Raw genomic sequence first — 18,027 nt, 5'->3', positions numbered from 1 at the left:
CGCAGCCCCTTGCCCCCCACGATCTCATGGCTGCGGGATCAGGGTTATGAAGAACCGCAACCGCCCCCTAAGGCGTTCAAGATTTCATCAGATCGGAGGCCACAATCATGGTTCCGATCCCCGCGTCCGTAAAAATTTCCAGCAAAAGGGCGTGGGGAATGCGGCCATCAATAATGTGAGCCGCTCGCACCCCCTGAGCCAGCGATCGAACACAACAGTTCACCTTGGGAATCATGCCGCCGCCAACAATGCCTTGGGAAATTAGCTCCCGGGCCCCTTGAATATCCACCTTGGGGATCAGGGTCGAAGGATCTTTATAGTCCCGCAGCACCCCGGCCGTATCCGTCAGCAGGATCATCTTTTCGGCTCCCAGGGCGGCGGCCAACTCCCCGGCCACCGTGTCCGCATTGATGTTGTAGGCCTGGCCGTCCGCATCGGCCGCCACGCTGGAAATCACGGGAATATAGCCATTGTTCAACATCGGTTCCAACACATCGATGTTGATGCTGTTGACTTCGCCCACAAAGCCAATTTCCTGGCGGTTGCCCTTTTGGCGAGCGGTGACCAAGTTGCCGTCTTTGCCACAAAGCCCGATCGCCATGCCGCCGGCCTGGTTAATCAGCGAGACCAATTCCTTATTCACACGGCCCACCAACACCATTTCCACCACATCCATGGTGTCGGAGTCGGTTACCCGCAGCCCGTCGCGGAATTGTGGCTCGATGTTGAGTTTGCCCAGCCAATTGTTAATTTCGGGCCCGCCCCCATGCACCACCACCGGACGTAATCCCACACAGGACATGAACACAACATCACGAATCACCTTGTCCTTGAGGCGATCGTCTTTCATGGCTGCGCCGCCATATTTCACCACCACCGTGCGCCCGGCAAACTGCTGAATGTAGGGCAGGGCTTCGCTGAGAACGCGCACCCGGGTGGCTTCGGCTTTGCTGATGTATTCGCTTTCGTGATCCATGGTCAGTCAGTGGCTCTGAGGGTTTGTTGGGGGAGGTTAGGAGTGACCGGTTGGTGGCGGCCGGGCGAGGGTTGCCCATGTTGTTTTTCATTCACCCTTTGGCCGCTGCCCGTGGGTCAATCCGATGAGGGGCCCGCTTCGGTTGCATGATACGAGGCAGGCGATCGGATCGTGGTGACCAGACGCACTGAAATTGCTGTGTGGTTTTCTTGAGAACTGGGCTGAGATTGAATCGATCGGGCTAAAACCGTAACAGAGGCTACGTAATCGTCTGGGCACTCGGCGGTTGCTTCTCGATCAATGGGTAAATACATACATTGGACTTTGGGGCTGATCACCATTCTGGTGGGAGTTGTGCGAGTGGCCACCGTTGGCTGGGAAGTCCAGCCTGCTTTGGCGGGTGGCTCCTCCAGCCTGGCTGAGTGGCAATCGTTAATTGAGCAGTCTGAGAAATTACGCGAGGAAGTGGCGATCGCGCTGCGGGTCGTGAGCCGGGCCCCGGAGGAGGTGTTTTGTGTGGGGGCGCGCATTGGCCACCCGATCGAGTCCTTGAGTGGCTTTCGGATCACACCGGTTACCTGTCGGTTCGGCAATTGGATGCTGGAGCTAGAGGCGGACAATTTGGCTGTGCAGACCGATGGCACAGTGTTGCCCGTGGAGCAATTGCTCGATCGCCCGGTGGCGGAACGGGCCCGGTTCACCACAGTGCGGTTTCGGCTTCAGCGTTGGCGTTGGTATCCCGTGGCTCCTGAGCTGGGCCAGGGCGTGAGCGAAAAAGCGAAGAACTAAACCAGCAGCCCGCGAGCCAACCACCCGCGAGTTAGCGCAAGCAGGCCCGATCGCGATCGCCCCGCAACGCACCCAAGAGGGTTGACACAAACACGCAACTCCGGCGGCTATCCACCCGATCGCGCAGTTGGAAGGTGATGCGGCCCAGTTGCCCATTCACCCAGCCGCTGCCTTGGAATTGCATTCGGTAAACGCCACTGCGCGATCGCAGGGTGCTGTTATCCACATCGATCGCCACACCGATCGTGCCCGTGGCCTCCGCCAGCAGAGGTTCCCACCGGGCATTGTCACAAAAACCTGTCCGAGCGGGCTGCACCGCCAACTCGACCGATCGGCCCGTGTCCCGCAAACACAATTCCCAAACCCGGCGATTTTGGCGGGCCCGAGCTTGGGCAATTCGCAACGTCCGAAAGGCCGCATCCTGGGCTTGGCTGAGACGTTGATTATCAGCAAAAGATAGCCAAACGGGCGCGGCGATCGCGCTGAGGATGCCCACCATCGCCGCCACAATCAGCAATTCCAGCAGCGTAAACCCCACCGCCGAGTCACCCGCCATCAAGCGATTTGAAATCAAACAGCCTGAAATTGAGTGAGAAGCCTTCTGGGTTTGATAGCCCGATCGCCCATCACCCAAAGTCACGGAGCCAGCAACCGATCCAGAACCCGGATCTTCACCCATAATACCCACAACCACAGAGCCAGTTGCCAATCCTGAACCCGGATCATCAACGGGCCGCAGCCCAGATGTGCAGGATCGTCGCACAAGCCACCGCCACACAAAGGAAGAGTTCATGACCGGATGTAGATCAGCCCATCGGTGATTATTTTGACCAAAATAAAGGGTACAAGCCCCGCCCTTCTAGGGCGGCTTTTTTGATCAACCCCGCTTATAATGTTAGTTATGAAAGCACGATTTCGCTACCGAATTTATCCCAATCGCCTGCAAAGATTAATGCTGGCGAAGACGTTCGGTTGCGCTCGTGTGGTCTACAACGATGCAATTCGATTGCGTCAAGACCTCTATCAGCAAGGGGAGAAAGTTAGCGATACTGAACTTCAGAAACGGGTGATTACCCAAGCCAAGCTAACCGTTGAACGTGAATGGCTATCGGAAGTTGCATCTGTGCCGTTAGTTCAATCCTTGCAAGATGCTCATCTGGCTTTTCGCAATTTCTTCAAAAGCTTGAAGGGTGAGCGCAAAGGTCGCAAGATTGGGTTTCCGAAGTTCAAAAAGAAACACTCAACTCAATCCATTCGCTTCACAACCAACGGATTCTCAATCAAGCCCAACTCGGTTTACCTAGCCAAGATCGGTTGTGTGCGGGTCAAGTGGTCACGAGAACTGCCATCGGATCCATCATCGGTCACGATCATCAAGGATGCAGCCGATCGCTACTTTGCATCGTTTGTCTGTGAAGTGGATCCGATCGCCCTGAACGCTATCAATGATGGAGTAGGTATCGACTTAGGATTAACCACCTTCGCCACTCTGTCCACGGGTGAAAAGGTACTAAGTCCCAAGCCGCTGGCCAAATCCCTCAAGCGATTGCGCCGCGCTCAAAAATCCCTCAGCCGCAAGATTAAGGGCAGCAAGCGCCGATATCTAGCCCGACGCAAGGTGGCCCGGATTCACGCCCGCATCAAGGATCAACGAACTGACTTCCTACACAAGCTATCAACCCGGATCGTTCGCGAAAACCAAGCGATCGTTCTGGAAGATTTGAATGTGTCGGGCATGGTCAAAAACCGCAAGTTGGCGCGGGCGATTTCTGATGCTGGCTGGTACAGCTTCCGCCAAATGATCGAGGGCAAATCGATCCGTTACGGGCGGGATTTCCAGGTGATCAGTCGATGGGAACCGACTAGCCAGCGTTGTTCATCTTGTGGTCAATTGGGCGGCAAGAAGCCCCTTGATGTACGCGAGTGGGTGTGTATGCACTGCGGGGCAATTCACGATCGCGATGTGAATGCCGCCATCAATATCAAAGTCGCGGGCGGGCAGTCCGAGACTCAAAACGGACGTGGAGGCCAGCGTAAATCCAGTTCGCTGGTAGCAGCCGATGAAGCGTCAACCCGTGGTCTAGTCGAGCAACTTCGGTTGTTTGCCTAGGGCCGGAATCCCCGCTCCTTTAGGACGGGGAGGATGTCAAATTGGCAGGGTATGTTTTCTGGCTTATGGCAGGTCGCACTTGAACCCCAACCCCAGATCGATCGCCCATCCCCAGCGAGATCGGTATGGACTGCCGTTTTGGGCTAAATTCAGCAAGGAATTGCACGGCGAGTGGCGGCAAGGAACATGATCGGGGTTGGTCAGACAACAAACCAAACGGCGGGGCAACCCACCACAACGCCCGATCGGGTCACCGATCCCAACCTTGATCAGGCCCTCAAGCAATATTTTGGCTATCGCAGCTTTCGGCCCGGCCAGCGAGACATCGTGGAAGCGGCACTGGCAGGGCGCGATCAACTGGTCGTGATTCCCACGGGCGGCGGCAAATCCCTGTGTTTTCAACTGCCCGCCCTGTTGCAACCCGGCCTGACCGTGGTGGTGTCGCCGCTGATTGCCCTGATGCAAGACCAGGTGGCCGCCCTGCGCGATAACGGGATTTCCGCCACCTTTCTGAACAGCAGTTTGGGCGTGGCCGAGTTGCGATCGCGCGAATTGGAACTGCTGAACAACGTCTATAAGTTGGTCTACGTTGCGCCCGAACGGTTGATGACCGAAGGGTTTTTGCCCCTAATCGATCGAATCCACCAGACGATCGGCTTGGCGCAATTCGCGATTGATGAAGCCCATTGCGTCTCCGAGTGGGGCCACGACTTCCGCCCGGAATATCGGCAACTCTGGAGCCTGCGCGATCGCTATCCCAACGTGCCCTTCATGGCCCTGACCGCCACGGCCACCGATCGCGTTCGCCAAGACATCGTGCACCAATTGCAGTTGCGCGATCCACGGATCCACATCGCCAGCTTCAACCGCCCCAACCTCTACTACGAAGTGCGGCCCAAGGATCGCAACACCTATCCCGAACTGTTGCGGCTGTTGCGTACCACCGATGGCTCCGCGATCGTCTATTGCTTTAGTCGCAAACGGGTGGACGAGCTGACCCGCAAGCTACAAATGGACGGCATCGGAGCCTTGTCCTACCACGCGGGCATGGACAACGAGAGCCGCGCCGACAACCAAACCCGCTTTATTCGCGACGATGTGCGGGTGATGGTGGCGACGATCGCCTTTGGCATGGGCATCAACAAACCCGATGTGCGGCTGGTGGTGCATTACGACCTGCCCCGCAACCTGGAAGGCTATTACCAAGAATCGGGCCGCGCCGGCCGCGATGGCGACCCCGCCCGCTGCATCCTCTACTTCGGCACGGGCGACATCCGCAGCATTGACTATTTGATCGGCCAAAAGCCCGACCCCAACGAACAGCGGATCGCCCAACAGCAACTGCGCCAGACGATCGACTATGCCGAAAGCACCGTCTGCCGCCGCACAATCCAACTGGGCTATTTTGGCGAAGCCTTTCCCGGCAACTGCAACGGCTGTGACAACTGCCGCGATCCCAAACCCCTGGAAGATTGGACGATTCCGGCTCAGAAATTCCTCTCCTGCGTGGCCCGAGTGCGGGAGCGGTTCGGCACGCAATACATCATCGACGTGTTGCGCGGCTCCAAAAACGAAAAGATCCTCCGCAACGGCCATCAAGAACTCTCGACCTACGGCATTGGCAAGGATCGAACGGCGGAACAGTGGCAATTGCTGGCGCGATCGCTCCGGCACGAAGGCTTGGTCGATGAAACCACCGATGGCTATCGGGTCTTGCGGTTAAACGCCCTCAGTTGGGAAGTGTTGCGCAAACAGCGAGAAGTTTGGGTTGCCGTGCCCCCCCAACGGCGCGATCGCCCCACCAGCAACACCGAAGACCTGGCCCCCGAAGAACAACCCCTGTTCGATCGGCTGCGGCAACTACGCAAACAACTGGCCGACGAGCAAAACGTGCCGCCCTACGTGGTCTTCACCGATGCCAGCCTGCGGGCCATGGCCAAGCTGCGGCCCCTGGATTTGGCGCAGTTCGCCGATGTGCCCGGAGTCGGTCGCCGCAAACTGGAGCAATATGGCCAAACCTTCACGGCGGCGATCGGGGCATTTTGTCAGGAATTCAACCTGGATTCACCGGCCAGAGCGATCGACCAGCGCATCAGCGATCGCACCAGCCGCGCCGTCAGCACCACCACCTACAGCACCTGGGAACTCTACCAACAGGGCCAGCGCCTCGCGGACATCGCCGAGGCCCGCAACCTGCGCACCACCACGATCGTCACCCACATCGAAGAGCTGATCCGCAAAGGCTACGCGATCAACATCGATGATTTTGTGGCTCCCGAGATCCAGCAAGAAATTGTCCGGGCGATCGACCATTGCGGGGCCCAACGACTCACAGAAATCTACGACTTCTTGCAACAGCGCTACACCTATGCCGACATCCGCCTAGTCCGCGCCGCCTGGGAAGCCGAAACCGCCAACGAACTCGCCCATTAGCTGTTTTTTTCTATTTGGTTAAGGAAATTAATCATCTAATCATGCTCAATCGCAACCAACCCCATCTTCAAAAAATTCGAGACCAATGGGGATATCAACCGGAAGAACTGCTAACTCCTGAGCAAATGAGGGTCTATATTGCCCAACTGGATTTAATTGCTGTTTCAGGGCGAAAAGGCAAAGTCAAGCGCCAAACGCTTTCTGCGGCCGATATTAATGCCGATCAGGGCATCGAAGTGGGCAGCTTTGATCAAACGATCGATGAAATGAATCAAATTCAAGAGGCAATTATTTGGGATGCAGATTAGATGACGGAGATAGAAATCTGGCGCTCCATGCTTGAACTGCTGACCCTGCCGCAGAACCTTGAGCCAACCCCTCCGCCACTGAGTGAATCATCATCATCTTTAATCACTAATAGAGCATGAAGTAATTAAAGAATTCATCATTGAGTCATGCAGTATCGCACGATCGCCCAGATCATTTATTTCTCAACTGGGAATGGATCCAGATCGCCAAACATCGTTACCAATCCTCCCGTACCAAGCCAACCTGATGCCGCAATGTCACAGACACAAAACTTTTTGACGAAAATAATTAAGCTTTATTTTTAATTTATGTTCGATTGCTTACGAAAGTCCTCAAAAATAACCATGATTGGCTAGGCAGTTTCCGTAACCGATTTTGACTGTAGGCATTAATTTTAACCAAGTTAATCTCATAAATTCCTGAGCACCATTCAGATAACCAGAAAGATCCCTTGACGCTCAAAACTGCCGTCTTTATATAATGAACGTGATTAAGCAGAATTGCTGATCATGTGCTCAAAACTCCCTACTCCGTCAGATCAGGATTTCACTTTATTTTTATGTATGGCTTAATTAACAGCGCCTTGCGGATGATGATGTGCGAGCAATATGGCCAGGAGATTTGGGACGACATCATGGCCCATGCTCAGCTTTCGGAGGAGCATTTTTTTGTGATGAAGTCCTATCCTGACGACATCACCCACAACATTGTGCAAGCGGCGACCACTATTCTGGATATTTCTGCAACGGAATTGTTACGCAAATTTGGCCACTATTGGGTGGGTTACACCAAAACAGCGGGCTACCAAGAAATCATGAATATGTGCGGTGATAACTTGGTGGATTTTTTGGGCAATTTGGATGATTTGCACACGCGGCTAGGGGTGCAGTTTCCCGCGTTTCGTCCCCCGTCCTTTGACTGTGATCAGGTGGGCCATCACACGGTGGAATTACACTATCGATCGACTCGCCAAGGTCTGGGGCCAATGGTGGAGGGATTGATTGAAGGGCTGGGCGATCGCTTCGATACGGAAGTGGAAATTACCCAAATTGCCGATCGCGCCCAGGGTGACGAATGCGACACCTTCCTCATCCACTACACCACTGACTAGGGCTATGGATCAGTTGCCCTTACCCCCATTCCACCTTTCAGCAGAGTTGCTGGTGCAGCTCTTTCCGTTTCATTTGGCCCTCAATCATCAACTGCAAATTGTTCAGGTGGGGCAGGCGCTTGATCGAATCTATCCCCACCCCTTGAGGGGACGCTCATTTGCGGATCATTTTTCGATTAACCGTCCTCGCATGTCTATTAACATTGAGGACTTTCTTAAAAAAAGACAATCCCTTTTTCTGCTGGAGTCTCGAGATTTATCTTTGGTTTTGAAGGGGCAGATGGTGGATTTGCTGGAATCAGAAATCTTTCTTTTTCTGTGCTCACCATCCGCGATCGATGCTAAAAAACTAACAGATGTAGGAATTCAACTGAAAGATTTTCCGCTTCATGATGTAACCCCGGATCTGGTTTTTCTGCAACAAACCACCCAGATGTCCGTGAAGCAGGTGGAAACTCTCAATCAGCAATTGATTGCTAGCCAAGAACAGTTAAAAGACGCTTTATCCATTCAGGAACATTTGCGATTTAAGGCGGAAAAACAAGCCCGCCAGCTTGAACAACAACTCAAAGAGCTAAAAGAAACACAAATTCAACTTGTACAAGCCGAAAAAATGTCCACTTTGGGGCAAATGATTTCAGGCATTGTTCATGAAATCAATAACCCTCTACATTTTATTTATGGCAACTTAGATCATTGCCTCAATTATGCTCAGGCTCTACTAGAGGCTTGTCAGGTTTTATTAAAAGCCTCTCCCCGAGCAAGGGAATGGCACGAGATATCCCATGCCAATTCATCCAGGAGTTGGTTGAGCGAAGCCACATTAGGCTCAAATACTGAAGATCAAGCCATTGATTCTGATCATTCTTTGGATGATGCTGTGGCTTTGGCTAGTTTGGATTTGGAAAACCTTGCTTTTGCTTTGGATGATTTTCCAAAGGTGCTTCAGTCCATGCGGATTGGCAGTCAGCGAATTCGTGAAATTGTGGAGGGGTTGCGTCAATTTTCACGTTTGGATGCTAGTGAGCTGGATTGGTTTGATATTCATGAAGGTATTGATAATACATTAATGATTCTGAAGAGCCGACTCAACAAAGCTAAGGTTTCCTCGAACATTGAAATTATTAGAAACTATGGTAATGTGCCACCAATTTCTTGCTATGGGGGACAGATTAATCAGGTTTTTATGAATATTTTAGCGAATGCGATCGATGCCCTGGAAGACCATAATCAGGTTTGTGAGTTACCGGCGCGATCGGGCACAAAACGAGAATCACCCAAAATTTGGATTGAAACAGCTTTGATTAATTCTGGATGGCTGCGCATTTCGATTCGTGACAATGGGTGCGGAATGCCCAGAGATATTCAATCGAAGATGTTTGAGCCGTTTTTCACAACAAAGTCCGCCCATAGAGGCACGGGTTTGGGCATGTCAATTAGCTACAAAATTGTGACAGAACGCCACGGGGGCCGGTTGCGCTGCATTTCGGAACCTTGCCAGGGCACGGAATTTGTGATTGAGCTGCCGATCGAGCCGGCCCAACTGCAAGGCAAGAGCGCGGTTTAGGAGTAGTCCCAAAATTAAGAATTGAGAATTAAGAATTGAGAATTGAGAGAGCTGGTTGATCCTAACTAGGAAATAGCTGGGAAATAGCCGGGAAATTCGCAAAACGCAGCTCAGGAAAGTGCTTCCGCAGGGGCCTGATCCCTTTGCCGACGACGCGGGGCGATCGCGTGGCGGCTGACCGCATAAAAATCGGCAGCTTGGCTCATGGTGTAGCTCAACCACTGAGGATCGCCGATCGGGATGGGGCGATCGGGCAGGGTGGGTTCGCCCGGCAGGCACGATCGCACCTGGGCAGCCACAGCCCGCGCCAACAGGGGCGGCACTGAGTTACCAATTTGCCGCATTCCATGCCATTTCGTGCCGTGGAAACAGAACCAGTCGGGGTAGGAGTGGAGGCGGGCCGCTTCGCGCACGGTGATGCAACGCCCTTGGATGGGGTGAATGGGCCGGGGCGAGGTGAACGCACCGCGATTGCTGGGGGTTCCGGCCCGTAGGGTGTTGCAAATGCCTTCAGGATGCAGTTTTAAAAAGCGACTGATCCGATCGACTTCGCCGGGGGGCGTGGTTTGGAACCGGGCCACTGAGGCGGCGCTGTGGTCGGTACGCAAACAACCGGACAAGCCGGATCGAGGCGATCGACGGGGATGGCTGAAATCAGCGGGATCCCGCAATGCGCCCCGTAACCAGCGGGCATAGTCGCCGGGGGGATCGGCCAGTTGGCCCAAGTCCAACCAATCGCTCGATCGCAGTTCGGGATATTGATCCACGTCGGGCAAATCCCCGATCGCCCCGGCCACGGTGGGGCAAATGGGCAAATGGGCCAGAGTTCGATCGCGCTTGGCACTTTTGCAAACCGGCGGGCGGCGGGTTTGGGGCGTTGGATAGCTGGGCAGCGGCCAGCCCGATCGGGCCCCCAACAGAAACAAACGTTGGCGATCCTGCGGTACGCCGTAATGGGCCGCATTCAAAACCTGATAGTTGGCTTCCACTTGGTAGCCAAAATCGGCAAATAACTCAATTAATTCGCTCAAAAACGCCCGATGTTTGCCCAGGGTCATACCCCGCACATTTTCAATCACAAAATACTTGGGCCGCAGCTCATTCACCAGCCGAGCAAAGTGGAACATCAAGGCATTTCGCGGATCATCAAAGGCCCGCTTTCCCATCATGGAAAATCCCTGGCAGGGCGGCCCCCCAAACAGCACATCAATTTCCAGCTCTGGTTCTTCTAGCCCTAGGCGGCTGGTCAGCGCTGAATCACGAACCCGTTCGGAATCACTCGGGCGATCGCCCCGCAACACCGCCGCCAATTGTTGCCGAATTTCCGCCCCCGTCACCTCCGCCGCACTCCGACAAAGCACCGCCCCCTGCGGAAAGTTGTACTGATGGGTTAAACAGTGAATCGGGTCAATTTCCACCGCCACCGCCACATCAAACCCCGCCATCTCGAACCCTAAGGACATCCCTCCGGCTCCGGCAAACAGGTCAACGGCGATCGGGCGGCGGGAAACGGTCACGGCAAGGGGGTCAACTTTCAGCAACAGCGGTCAAGCGACCCATATGGTAGCGGAATTCCGAGCGATTGATCGATCCACTGCCCCTACCCTTTCTTGGGCGATCGGGTAACAAACTGATTACTCAATCAATTTTGTGGATATTTAATCTATAGGTTGAGTTGAGGGACGAAACCTAACAGCCACAAAGTTGATGCAGATCGAGTTGGGTTTCGCGCGGCTCAACCCAACCTACAGGGCTACAATTGGGGGAGACTTATCGCACTTGTCGATCGCATTGCCTCAGCAGTTGGTGCAACACTCCCAACAACTCAGCCGGGTTGCGATTGGAATAGAGACCAGTTTCATAAACCTGACCTGACGAATCGAGCCGATAAAATCGCCAGCCGTCGCCATTGGTGACAATTCCCAACACTTCAATGGTTGGATCGTCGTTGCAATCTTGGCAGGCTTTCATTTCCACTAAGCATTGGGCTAATCCCTGCTCGAAGTCGTCTTTTTTGGCTTCGACAATGCACAAAAAAGGTGCGGCTACATAGTCTCGGCGCTCTGTGATTAAGTAATCAACATTGCCGGTAACTTGTGCCGTTTCCAGCTTAACGCCTTTCCAAATTTTGAGATTTTCTAGATCAGTAATGGCTTCTTCGCAAAATGCATCAATAATCAGTTCTTTGGATTTTTCGCAGTAGCGTAGATCAAAATGGGCCTGTAGGCGGCGGAGGCGTTCTTGAAAGAATGCGCTAGGCGATCGAGGTTGGCTTTCGAGTTCCCAGGGCTGGAGTTCTTTCAAGTTGAGATATTGATAGGCTTCTTTTAGGTTAAATCTGGAGAAGTTTTTGCGTTTTTTAATCATTGAATTGGATCGCTGGACTCCAGATCTATTGATCATTATCGATCATGGCGAAATGGTCGATCGGCTGGTCTGGCCCTACTCCACCATCCACCGCTCGATCGACCCGTAGGGTGCATGGGAGAACGCTCGGGAGGAAATAACAATCTCAATTCATCTCCCATGCACCGCCACCCATCACGCATTCAACGACCATCATTCGGTTGGGTGGCGATCGTTCTGCGGTGCATGGGAGTACAAATGAAGCGTTTCGTGGCCATTGGGGGTTGCTCCCATGCACCCTACAATTGGGGGAGACACAACGGTGAGAGTCTGACCCATGAGCCTTGAAGTCGCCCAACAACGAATTGCTGCTGCCTTGACTGAGGGTGAAACGGCTTTGGATTTGAGCGAGTTGGGCTTAACGGAATTACCTATCGAATTATTTTCATTAACGCATCTAGAAGAACTCTGGCTCGACAACAACCAACTAACGAGTATTCCAGAAGCGATCGCCCAACTGCAAAACCTGCAACAACTCTGGCTCGACAACAACCAACTAACGAGTATTCCAAAAGCGATCGCCCAACTGCAAAACCTGCAACAACTCTATCTCCACAACAACCAATTAACGAGCATTCCTGAGGCGATCGCCCAACTGCAAAATCTGCAAACACTCGTGCTCACCAACAACCAACTGACGACAATTCCTGAGGCGATCACCCAACTGCAAAACCTGCAACAACTCTGGCTCGACAACAACCAACTGACGAGCATTCCTGAGGCGATCGCCCAACTGCAAAACCTGCAAACACTCTGGCTCGACAACAACCAACTCACGAGCATTCCTGAATCGATCGCCCAACTGCAAAACCTGCAAATACTCTCGCTCCGCGACAACCAAATAACGAGTATTCCTGAGGTGATTGCTCAACTACAAAACCTACAGACACTCAATCTCTCTAACAACCAAATAACGAGCATTCCCGAATCAATCGCCCAACTACAGAGCCTGCAAATACTCTGGATTGGCAACAACCAACTCACAAAAATTCCCGAATCAATTTCCCAACTGCAAAGCCTTCAGCAACTATGGCTCTTCAGCAACCAACTTGCAAGTATTTCTAGGTCAATCACCCAACTACAAAATCTAGAAATTCTTGTTCTCAGCGGCAACCGATTAACAAGTGTCACCGACTCAATCACTCAACTGCAAAATCTGAAAATGCTTGTTCTCAGCAACAATCAACTCACGAAAGTTACTGATTCAATTGCTCAACTGAAAAACCTGCAAATACTCTGGTTGAGTGACAACCAACTCACCAATATCCCCGAGTGGCTAGATCAATTACCAAAATTACAGGAAGAACCATCAGAAAATTGGCTTTCACCAATTTTAAGTCTTCACTTGCAAAGTAATCAAATTCAAGAAATTCCATTGAAATTAGTCCCTTTTTTGAAAAATGTTTACAAAATCGCGATCGATCAAAATCCCTACTCTGCCTATCCGCCCGAAATTGTTGAGCAAGGGCAGCAAGCGATCTTTGATTATCTCGATGAACGGATTGAAGGCTCCGAACAAAAATGGGTCTCTAAACTGCTCGTCGTCGGTCAAGGCGGTACAGGCAAAACCGCCCTGTTGAATGCCCTGCGTGGCCAAGCATTTGTCCCCACAGACACCACCCACGGCATGGCGATCGCCCCCTTGGAACTCGCCCACCCCACCCGCACCGATGTGACCATGACCCTGAATGCTTGGGACTTTGGCGGCCAGGAAATTTATCACGCCACTCACCAGTTTTTTATGAGCGAGCGATCGCTCTTTGTGGTGGTTTGGAGCGCGCGATCGGGCCATGAAGAAGGCAAGCTCGACTATTGGTTAAACACAATCACCACCCTCGCCCCCAACGCCCCGATCGTCCTGGTGGCCAGCCACACCGACCAACACGCGGCCGCCTTTCCCGAGCGCGCCTTCCGGGAAAAATACCCACAAATTCAGAAGATCGCCGCCGTCAGCAACCGCACCAACGACGGCATCGACGACCTTCGCACCACCCTGGCCCAGCTCGCCGCCGACCTGCCCCTGATGGGCGAAACCTGGCCCGCCACTTGGTTGCGTGCCGCCGACAGCCTGGCCGAGCTGCCCGACCCCTACATCGGCCCCAAAGCGTTTTATCGTCACTTAGCCGCCGCCGGAGTCGCCGAAACCAGCCGCCCCGTGTTGGCCCGCTGGCTGCATGAGCTGGGGCAAATTTTGTTTTTTCAAGATCGCCCCGCCAACAGTGATTTAGACTTAAGTGATTTGGTGATTTTGCAACCGGCTTGGGCCAGCCAAACCATCAGCCGCGTGATTGATGATCGAGAAGTAATAGAAAAGTGCGGCATCTTTACCCACTGCTGCATGGATCGGCTGTGGTGCGACCTCGATCGCCATGTGTGCGACCACCTGTTGCGGCTGATGGAGCGGTTTGACCTGTCCTATCGGCTGCTGGACGATCGCGACGCGGATCGATCGCTCGTGGTGGAGCGCGTGCCCCACAATCCCCCACCCTACGAAACCGACTGGGACGCGCTGGCCGACGGGCCACAAATCGCCTTTCGCTACCACCTCAACTTCGTGCCGCCGGGCATTCCCACCTGGTTCATTGCCCGCCAATCGCGGTTCAGCATCGATCGCCACTGGCGCTACGGAGCGCTGTTTGCCTACGACGATGGCGGCGTGCGTCACCTGGCCCTGTTGGACTTGCCCCTCGGTGAGCGATCATTGCGGCTGACGGTGCGCGGCCCCCACCCCCAGAATTTTTGTACATTGCTGCACGATGGAATTACGCAACTGCTGGCGGAACGGTTTCCGGGATTGCAAGTCACGCCCAAGGTGCTTTGTCCGGGCCACGACGGCCAGCCCTGCACCCACGAATTCGATTATCAGCAGTTGCGAACCCGCAAAAAACCGCTGATTGAATGTCCGAGTGCGGAAGAAGATTTGGTGGTCGATCGCTTGCTTTATGGGATCGATCGCCGCACCGAGCAGCAGGTGTTGCAACGGATTGAATCCCTCACCGAAACGGTGCTGAAAAACCAAGCAGAAACGCGATCGGAATTGCAATCCTTGCGCGAGCAAACTAGTCGGGAATTCACCAAACAATTCGCCGCCGACCAAAGCAAAGTCGATCGCTGCTGTCCAACGATTTTTACGATTCAACCCGGCTCCGGTGGCGGTCGGTTCAGTAGCCTCAAGCAAGCGGTGTTGGGCCAAAAGCTGGAATTGCAGCTCTATTGCGAGCATCCCGGCTGTTGCCATCCCGTTGAACAATGCCGCTACGAACTCACCGACGGGGCCCGCTGGCTCAAAAGTCTCAGCCCCCACCTGAACAAACTGGTGACGCTGCTAAAGGTGGTGGCTCCCTTGGCCGGCCCCACGGCGGGACTGACCGCCGCGATCGACAACGAACGCTGGAAAGCCGGCCTGGAATTCACCAAGGAGCTAGCGGGCCAGTTGCCGCACCTGTCGATCGCCGATCTCGACCCGGACTTGGCCGAGGGCGATCGGGGCCGGTTCGATCGCCTAGCCGAGGAACCGATCGCCGCCGACGATCGCCAACTCTGGGCCCTGCGCCAATTCCTGAAAGACCGCGAACCCGACTTTGAGCGATCGGGTCTGGGCAAGGGCGAACTGCAACTGGTGCTCACCCCGGAATATCACTACCTGTGGCTCTGCCCAGAACACCGCGAACCCTACCGCGGCCGGGAAACCTACCCCCACGCCACCTTCAATCCCTTCTCGTTGGACGAAACCAGCGAACGGGCGATCGGTCTGTAGAAATTTGAGCGGGCGATCGGTTCCTTATCTGATCACGGTTTCACCCCCCAATCGTAGGGGCGTACAGCGGTACGCCCTCCGCCAGGATTGATCGCTTGAAACAAATTGGTTCTCGAAGATCTCGCGTATCGGAGGGCGCATGGCGATGCGCCCCTACGGGATCTAACCGCGCGTTTCGTAGGGAACCGGATCGGTTAAGCCCAATTCCGCGAAGGCCGCCAGCCGCAGCCGACAGGAATCGCAGCGGCCACAGGAGCGATCGCCCCCCGCATAGCAAGACCAAGTTTCCGCCCAAGGCACACCTAAGCGATCGCCCAGTTGAATGATGTCTGTTTTGCGCAGTTCCACCAAGGGCGCAACGATTTCGATCGGCTGGCCTTCCCGGCCCTGGCGCGTGCCCAACTGAAACACCGACTGCATCGCCGCCAGGTAGTCCGGCCGGCAGTCGGGATAGCCGGAATAGTCCAGCGCATTCACGCCGATATAAACCCGTTGCGCGTCGATCGCCTCCGCGTAGGCCAGGGCAAAGCTCAAAAAGATCGTGTTGCGGGCCGGCACATAGGTGATCGGAATTTCCGTCGCCATGCCGTCCAAGGGCCGATCGCTCGGCAAATCAAGCTGGTTATCCGTTAGCGCCGAGCCACCCCATTGGGTTAGGTCAAACCGCACCACTTGATGGGCCACCACGCCGGCCGCTTGGGCGATCGCCACAGCCGCTTGCAATTCCCGTCGGTGTCGCTGCTGATAATCAAACGACAAGGCGTAGCAATCGCAGCCATCCGCCTTCGCTTGATAAAGCACGGTGGACGAATCCAGCCCGCCAGACAACAGCACCACCGCTTTGGGTTGGGGCGATTGCGCCGGGATGGGTTGGGAGGTCGATTGCTGCGTCATAGGAGAGTGGTTCACGGTGAATTGTGGTTCAGTTTTGAACGATCGACCCCTATGGTAGGATGTGGCCGGCCGACGCTGGCGGCATCCGACTCCTCGCCCCATTGCCCCTTCATTGCTGCTGTTAAACGCGCGTGCAATCCCGTAGCGAATCGCTCGATGCTCAAATTCGGCCTGCCCTCGCCCGGCCGAGCCACCATCCCATCCGCGTTGGCGCGATCGGGGTCGGCAACATGGGACAACACCACGCCCGGATCCTGAGCTTGCTTAAGGATGCCGAATTGGTGGGAATTTCAGATCTGAATGTGGAACGGGGGCTGGAATTGGCCAGCAAATACCGCGTTCGGTTTTTTGAAGACTACAAAGATATGCTGCCCCTGGTGGACGCGGTGTGCATCGCGGTTCCCACCAAGCTGCACTACACCGTGGGCATGGATTGCCTGCGGGCCGGGGTGCATGTGCTCATGGAAAAACCGATCGCCGCCAGCATCATTGAAGCGGAGGCCCTGGTGAATGCGGCGGCCGAACGTCAATGCATTTTGCTGGTGGGACATATTGAGCGATTTAACCCCACGTTTCAAGAATGCTTCAACGTTCTGAAAACGGAACGGGTGTTAGCGCTCGAAGCCCATCGCATGAGTCCCCACGCCGATCGCGCCAATGATGTGTCGGTGGTGTTGGACTTGATGATCCATGACATTGATCTGATTTTGGAAATTGCCAACTCCTCGGTGGTGCGTCTGTCGGCCAGCGGCAGCCGGGCCGCTTCCGGTCAGTTGGATTATGTGACAGCAACCCTGGGCTTTGCCAATGGGATTGTAGCTACCCTAACGGCCAGCAAGGTGACACACCGCAAAATTCGCCGGATTGCGGCCCATTGCCAGGATTCACTGGTGGAGGCGGATTTCCTGGCGCGTCAAATTTTGGTTCATCGCAAAACCTCCAGCTATCCGGCGGGCGATCGCGCCAGTCAGGCTTGCTATCGATTGGATGGGTCGATCGAGTCGGTGGCGATCGGGAACACGGAGCCGCTCCATGCGGAATTGGAGCATTTTGTGAACTGTGTGCGGGGCGAGATGCAACCCTCGATCGGCGGCGAACAGGCCCTGAAGGCCCTAAAAATTGCCAGCGCGATCGAACAAATGGCCCTGGACGAACCCTTGGGTAAAGGCGACGATCGGTGGGGTTAATCGGTTAATCAACCGTTAGACCATCGAGCATCCCCTTCGTGACGGGCCCAGCGGCCCAATTTACCCGTGAAGTTTTGGTGCGATCCGTTGGCTCGGCTCGATCAGATCGATCGGATCGATCGGCCCAATCAACTGAACCGGCTTGTTAACTGGCGATCGCGACTCACTCGGCGGGCGATCGCCCATCAACCGGTGGCTATGGATGCCCTCCAACCACAACTTGGCTCCCGTTCCAAAATTTTCAGGCAGTGAACAGCAGCATTGGTCTTAATTTGTCGTTTCCCAAAAGCCCTCAAGCGCTGGCCCAGCGTCAAGATTAGCCCATTGATCCGTAAACAAAGTTGGCAAATTACCTAGCCAGATTGTTATTTTCTGGCTAACCTAGCTACGGTTCCCTGCATTAGATTAGGGTTGATAGTAGAGTTAACCAACGGTTTAGATTAGGTTTGCGACTAAGTTTAAGCAGCGGATTTAGCTAGCCACAATCT

At 54.4% G+C, this 18,027-nt stretch carries 13 protein-coding genes; 8 read left to right on the top strand and 5 right to left on the bottom strand.

All coding sequences use genetic code 11. From position 1 onward, the window contains the following. Positions 1 to 76: 76 nt before the first annotated feature. On the bottom strand, positions 77 to 976 hold the full coding sequence (gene argB, locus H6G52_RS14715) for an acetylglutamate kinase (protein WP_099532406.1): 900 nt from the start codon (positions 974 to 976) through the stop codon (positions 77 to 79). 300 nt (positions 977 to 1,276) lie between these two features. Between argB and H6G52_RS14710 the strand changes: the two genes are divergently transcribed. Then, a complete protein-coding gene (locus H6G52_RS14710; protein WP_190529303.1) occupies positions 1,277 to 1,765 on the top strand; it encodes a hypothetical protein in 489 nt (162 codons plus the stop codon). A gap of 31 nt (positions 1,766 to 1,796) precedes the next feature. On the opposite strand, the gene H6G52_RS14705 is transcribed toward H6G52_RS14710, so the two are convergent. Further along, the gene (locus H6G52_RS14705; RefSeq protein ID WP_190529301.1) at positions 1,797 to 2,558 is read right to left on the bottom strand and encodes a Tfp pilus assembly protein FimT/FimU; all 762 of its coding nucleotides are present in this window, start codon (positions 2,556 to 2,558) and stop codon (positions 1,797 to 1,799) included. Between the two features lie 108 nt (positions 2,559 to 2,666). Here H6G52_RS14705 and H6G52_RS14700 point away from each other — a divergent pair, with 108 nt between their 5' ends. The 5 genes from H6G52_RS14700 (at position 2,667) to H6G52_RS14680 (ending at position 9,295) form a co-directional block, all read left to right on the top strand. Continuing rightward, positions 2,667 to 3,875, top strand: coding sequence for an RNA-guided endonuclease TnpB family protein (locus tag H6G52_RS14700; RefSeq protein WP_190529299.1), 1,209 nt, complete (start codon positions 2,667 to 2,669; stop codon positions 3,873 to 3,875). A 186-nt stretch (positions 3,876 to 4,061) separates the two neighbouring features. Continuing rightward, positions 4,062 to 6,308: a DNA helicase RecQ gene (gene recQ, locus H6G52_RS14695; protein WP_190529297.1), complete on the top strand. Its 2,247-nt coding sequence runs from the start codon at positions 4,062 to 4,064 to the stop codon at positions 6,306 to 6,308. Positions 6,309 to 6,349: 41 nt separating this feature from the next. Continuing rightward, positions 6,350 to 6,616, top strand: a complete 267-nt coding sequence (locus H6G52_RS14690) for a hypothetical protein (RefSeq protein WP_190529295.1) — start codon at positions 6,350 to 6,352, stop codon at positions 6,614 to 6,616. 560 nt (positions 6,617 to 7,176) lie between these two features. Further along, positions 7,177 to 7,728 (top strand): heme NO-binding domain-containing protein, encoded by a 552-nt coding sequence (locus tag H6G52_RS14685; RefSeq protein ID WP_099532412.1) that lies wholly within the window; start codon positions 7,177 to 7,179, stop codon positions 7,726 to 7,728. Between the two features lie 4 nt (positions 7,729 to 7,732). After that, positions 7,733 to 9,295: a sensor histidine kinase gene (locus H6G52_RS14680; protein WP_190529293.1), complete on the top strand. Its 1,563-nt coding sequence runs from the start codon at positions 7,733 to 7,735 to the stop codon at positions 9,293 to 9,295. Between the two features lie 110 nt (positions 9,296 to 9,405). On the opposite strand, the gene H6G52_RS14675 is transcribed toward H6G52_RS14680, so the two are convergent. Beyond that, positions 9,406 to 10,812: a DNA (cytosine-5-)-methyltransferase gene (locus H6G52_RS14675; RefSeq protein ID WP_190529291.1), complete on the bottom strand. Its 1,407-nt coding sequence runs from the start codon at positions 10,810 to 10,812 to the stop codon at positions 9,406 to 9,408. Between the two features lie 253 nt (positions 10,813 to 11,065). Then, on the bottom strand, positions 11,066 to 11,662 hold the full coding sequence (locus H6G52_RS14670) for a hypothetical protein (protein ID WP_242026411.1): 597 nt from the start codon (positions 11,660 to 11,662) through the stop codon (positions 11,066 to 11,068). Positions 11,663 to 11,978: 316 nt separating this feature from the next. On the opposite strand from H6G52_RS14670, the gene H6G52_RS14665 reads away from it, so the two are divergent. Continuing rightward, the gene (locus H6G52_RS14665; protein WP_190529288.1) at positions 11,979 to 15,458 is read left to right on the top strand and encodes a leucine-rich repeat domain-containing protein; all 3,480 of its coding nucleotides are present in this window, start codon (positions 11,979 to 11,981) and stop codon (positions 15,456 to 15,458) included. A gap of 162 nt (positions 15,459 to 15,620) precedes the next feature. On the opposite strand, the gene queC is transcribed toward H6G52_RS14665, so the two are convergent. Then, positions 15,621 to 16,352, bottom strand: a complete 732-nt coding sequence (gene queC / locus H6G52_RS14660; protein WP_190529286.1) for a 7-cyano-7-deazaguanine synthase QueC — start codon at positions 16,350 to 16,352, stop codon at positions 15,621 to 15,623. 164 nt (positions 16,353 to 16,516) lie between these two features. Between queC and H6G52_RS14655 the strand changes: the two genes are divergently transcribed. Then, positions 16,517 to 17,539, top strand: coding sequence for a Gfo/Idh/MocA family protein (locus H6G52_RS14655; RefSeq protein WP_255407512.1), 1,023 nt, complete (start codon positions 16,517 to 16,519; stop codon positions 17,537 to 17,539). The last annotated feature ends 488 nt before the right edge of the window (positions 17,540 to 18,027 follow it).

Origin of the sequence: Limnothrix sp. FACHB-881 (assembly GCF_014698135.1) — a bacterium.
Classification (GTDB): domain Bacteria; phylum Cyanobacteriota; class Cyanobacteriia; order CACIAM-69d; family CACIAM-69d; genus CACIAM-69d.
The sequence above is the reverse complement of the archived record's forward strand: the minus strand, read 5'-3'. Positions and strand labels throughout refer to the sequence as shown.

Excerpts from the sequence above, each read along its gene's own strand:
- H6G52_RS14665 (WP_190529288.1), top strand. The coding sequence starts at position 11,979 with ATGAGCCTTGAAGTCGCCCAACAACGAATTGCTGCTGCCTTGACTGAG.
- H6G52_RS14680 (WP_190529293.1), top strand. The coding sequence starts at position 7,733 with ATGGATCAGTTGCCCTTACCCCCATTCCACCTTTCAGCAGAGTTGCTG.
- H6G52_RS14710 (WP_190529303.1), top strand. The coding sequence starts at position 1,277 with ATGGGTAAATACATACATTGGACTTTGGGGCTGATCACCATTCTGGTG.
- H6G52_RS14705 (WP_190529301.1), bottom strand. The coding sequence starts at position 2,558 with ATGAACTCTTCCTTTGTGTGGCGGTGGCTTGTGCGACGATCCTGCACA.
- argB (WP_099532406.1), bottom strand. The coding sequence starts at position 976 with ATGGATCACGAAAGCGAATACATCAGCAAAGCCGAAGCCACCCGGGTG.
- H6G52_RS14700 (WP_190529299.1), top strand. The coding sequence starts at position 2,667 with ATGAAAGCACGATTTCGCTACCGAATTTATCCCAATCGCCTGCAAAGA.
- H6G52_RS14690 (WP_190529295.1), top strand. The coding sequence starts at position 6,350 with ATGCTCAATCGCAACCAACCCCATCTTCAAAAAATTCGAGACCAATGG.
- H6G52_RS14670 (WP_242026411.1), bottom strand. The coding sequence starts at position 11,662 with ATGATTAAAAAACGCAAAAACTTCTCCAGATTTAACCTAAAAGAAGCC.
- queC (WP_190529286.1), bottom strand. The coding sequence starts at position 16,352 with ATGACGCAGCAATCGACCTCCCAACCCATCCCGGCGCAATCGCCCCAA.
- recQ (WP_190529297.1), top strand. The coding sequence starts at position 4,062 with ATGATCGGGGTTGGTCAGACAACAAACCAAACGGCGGGGCAACCCACC.
- H6G52_RS14685 (WP_099532412.1), top strand. The coding sequence starts at position 7,177 with ATGTATGGCTTAATTAACAGCGCCTTGCGGATGATGATGTGCGAGCAA.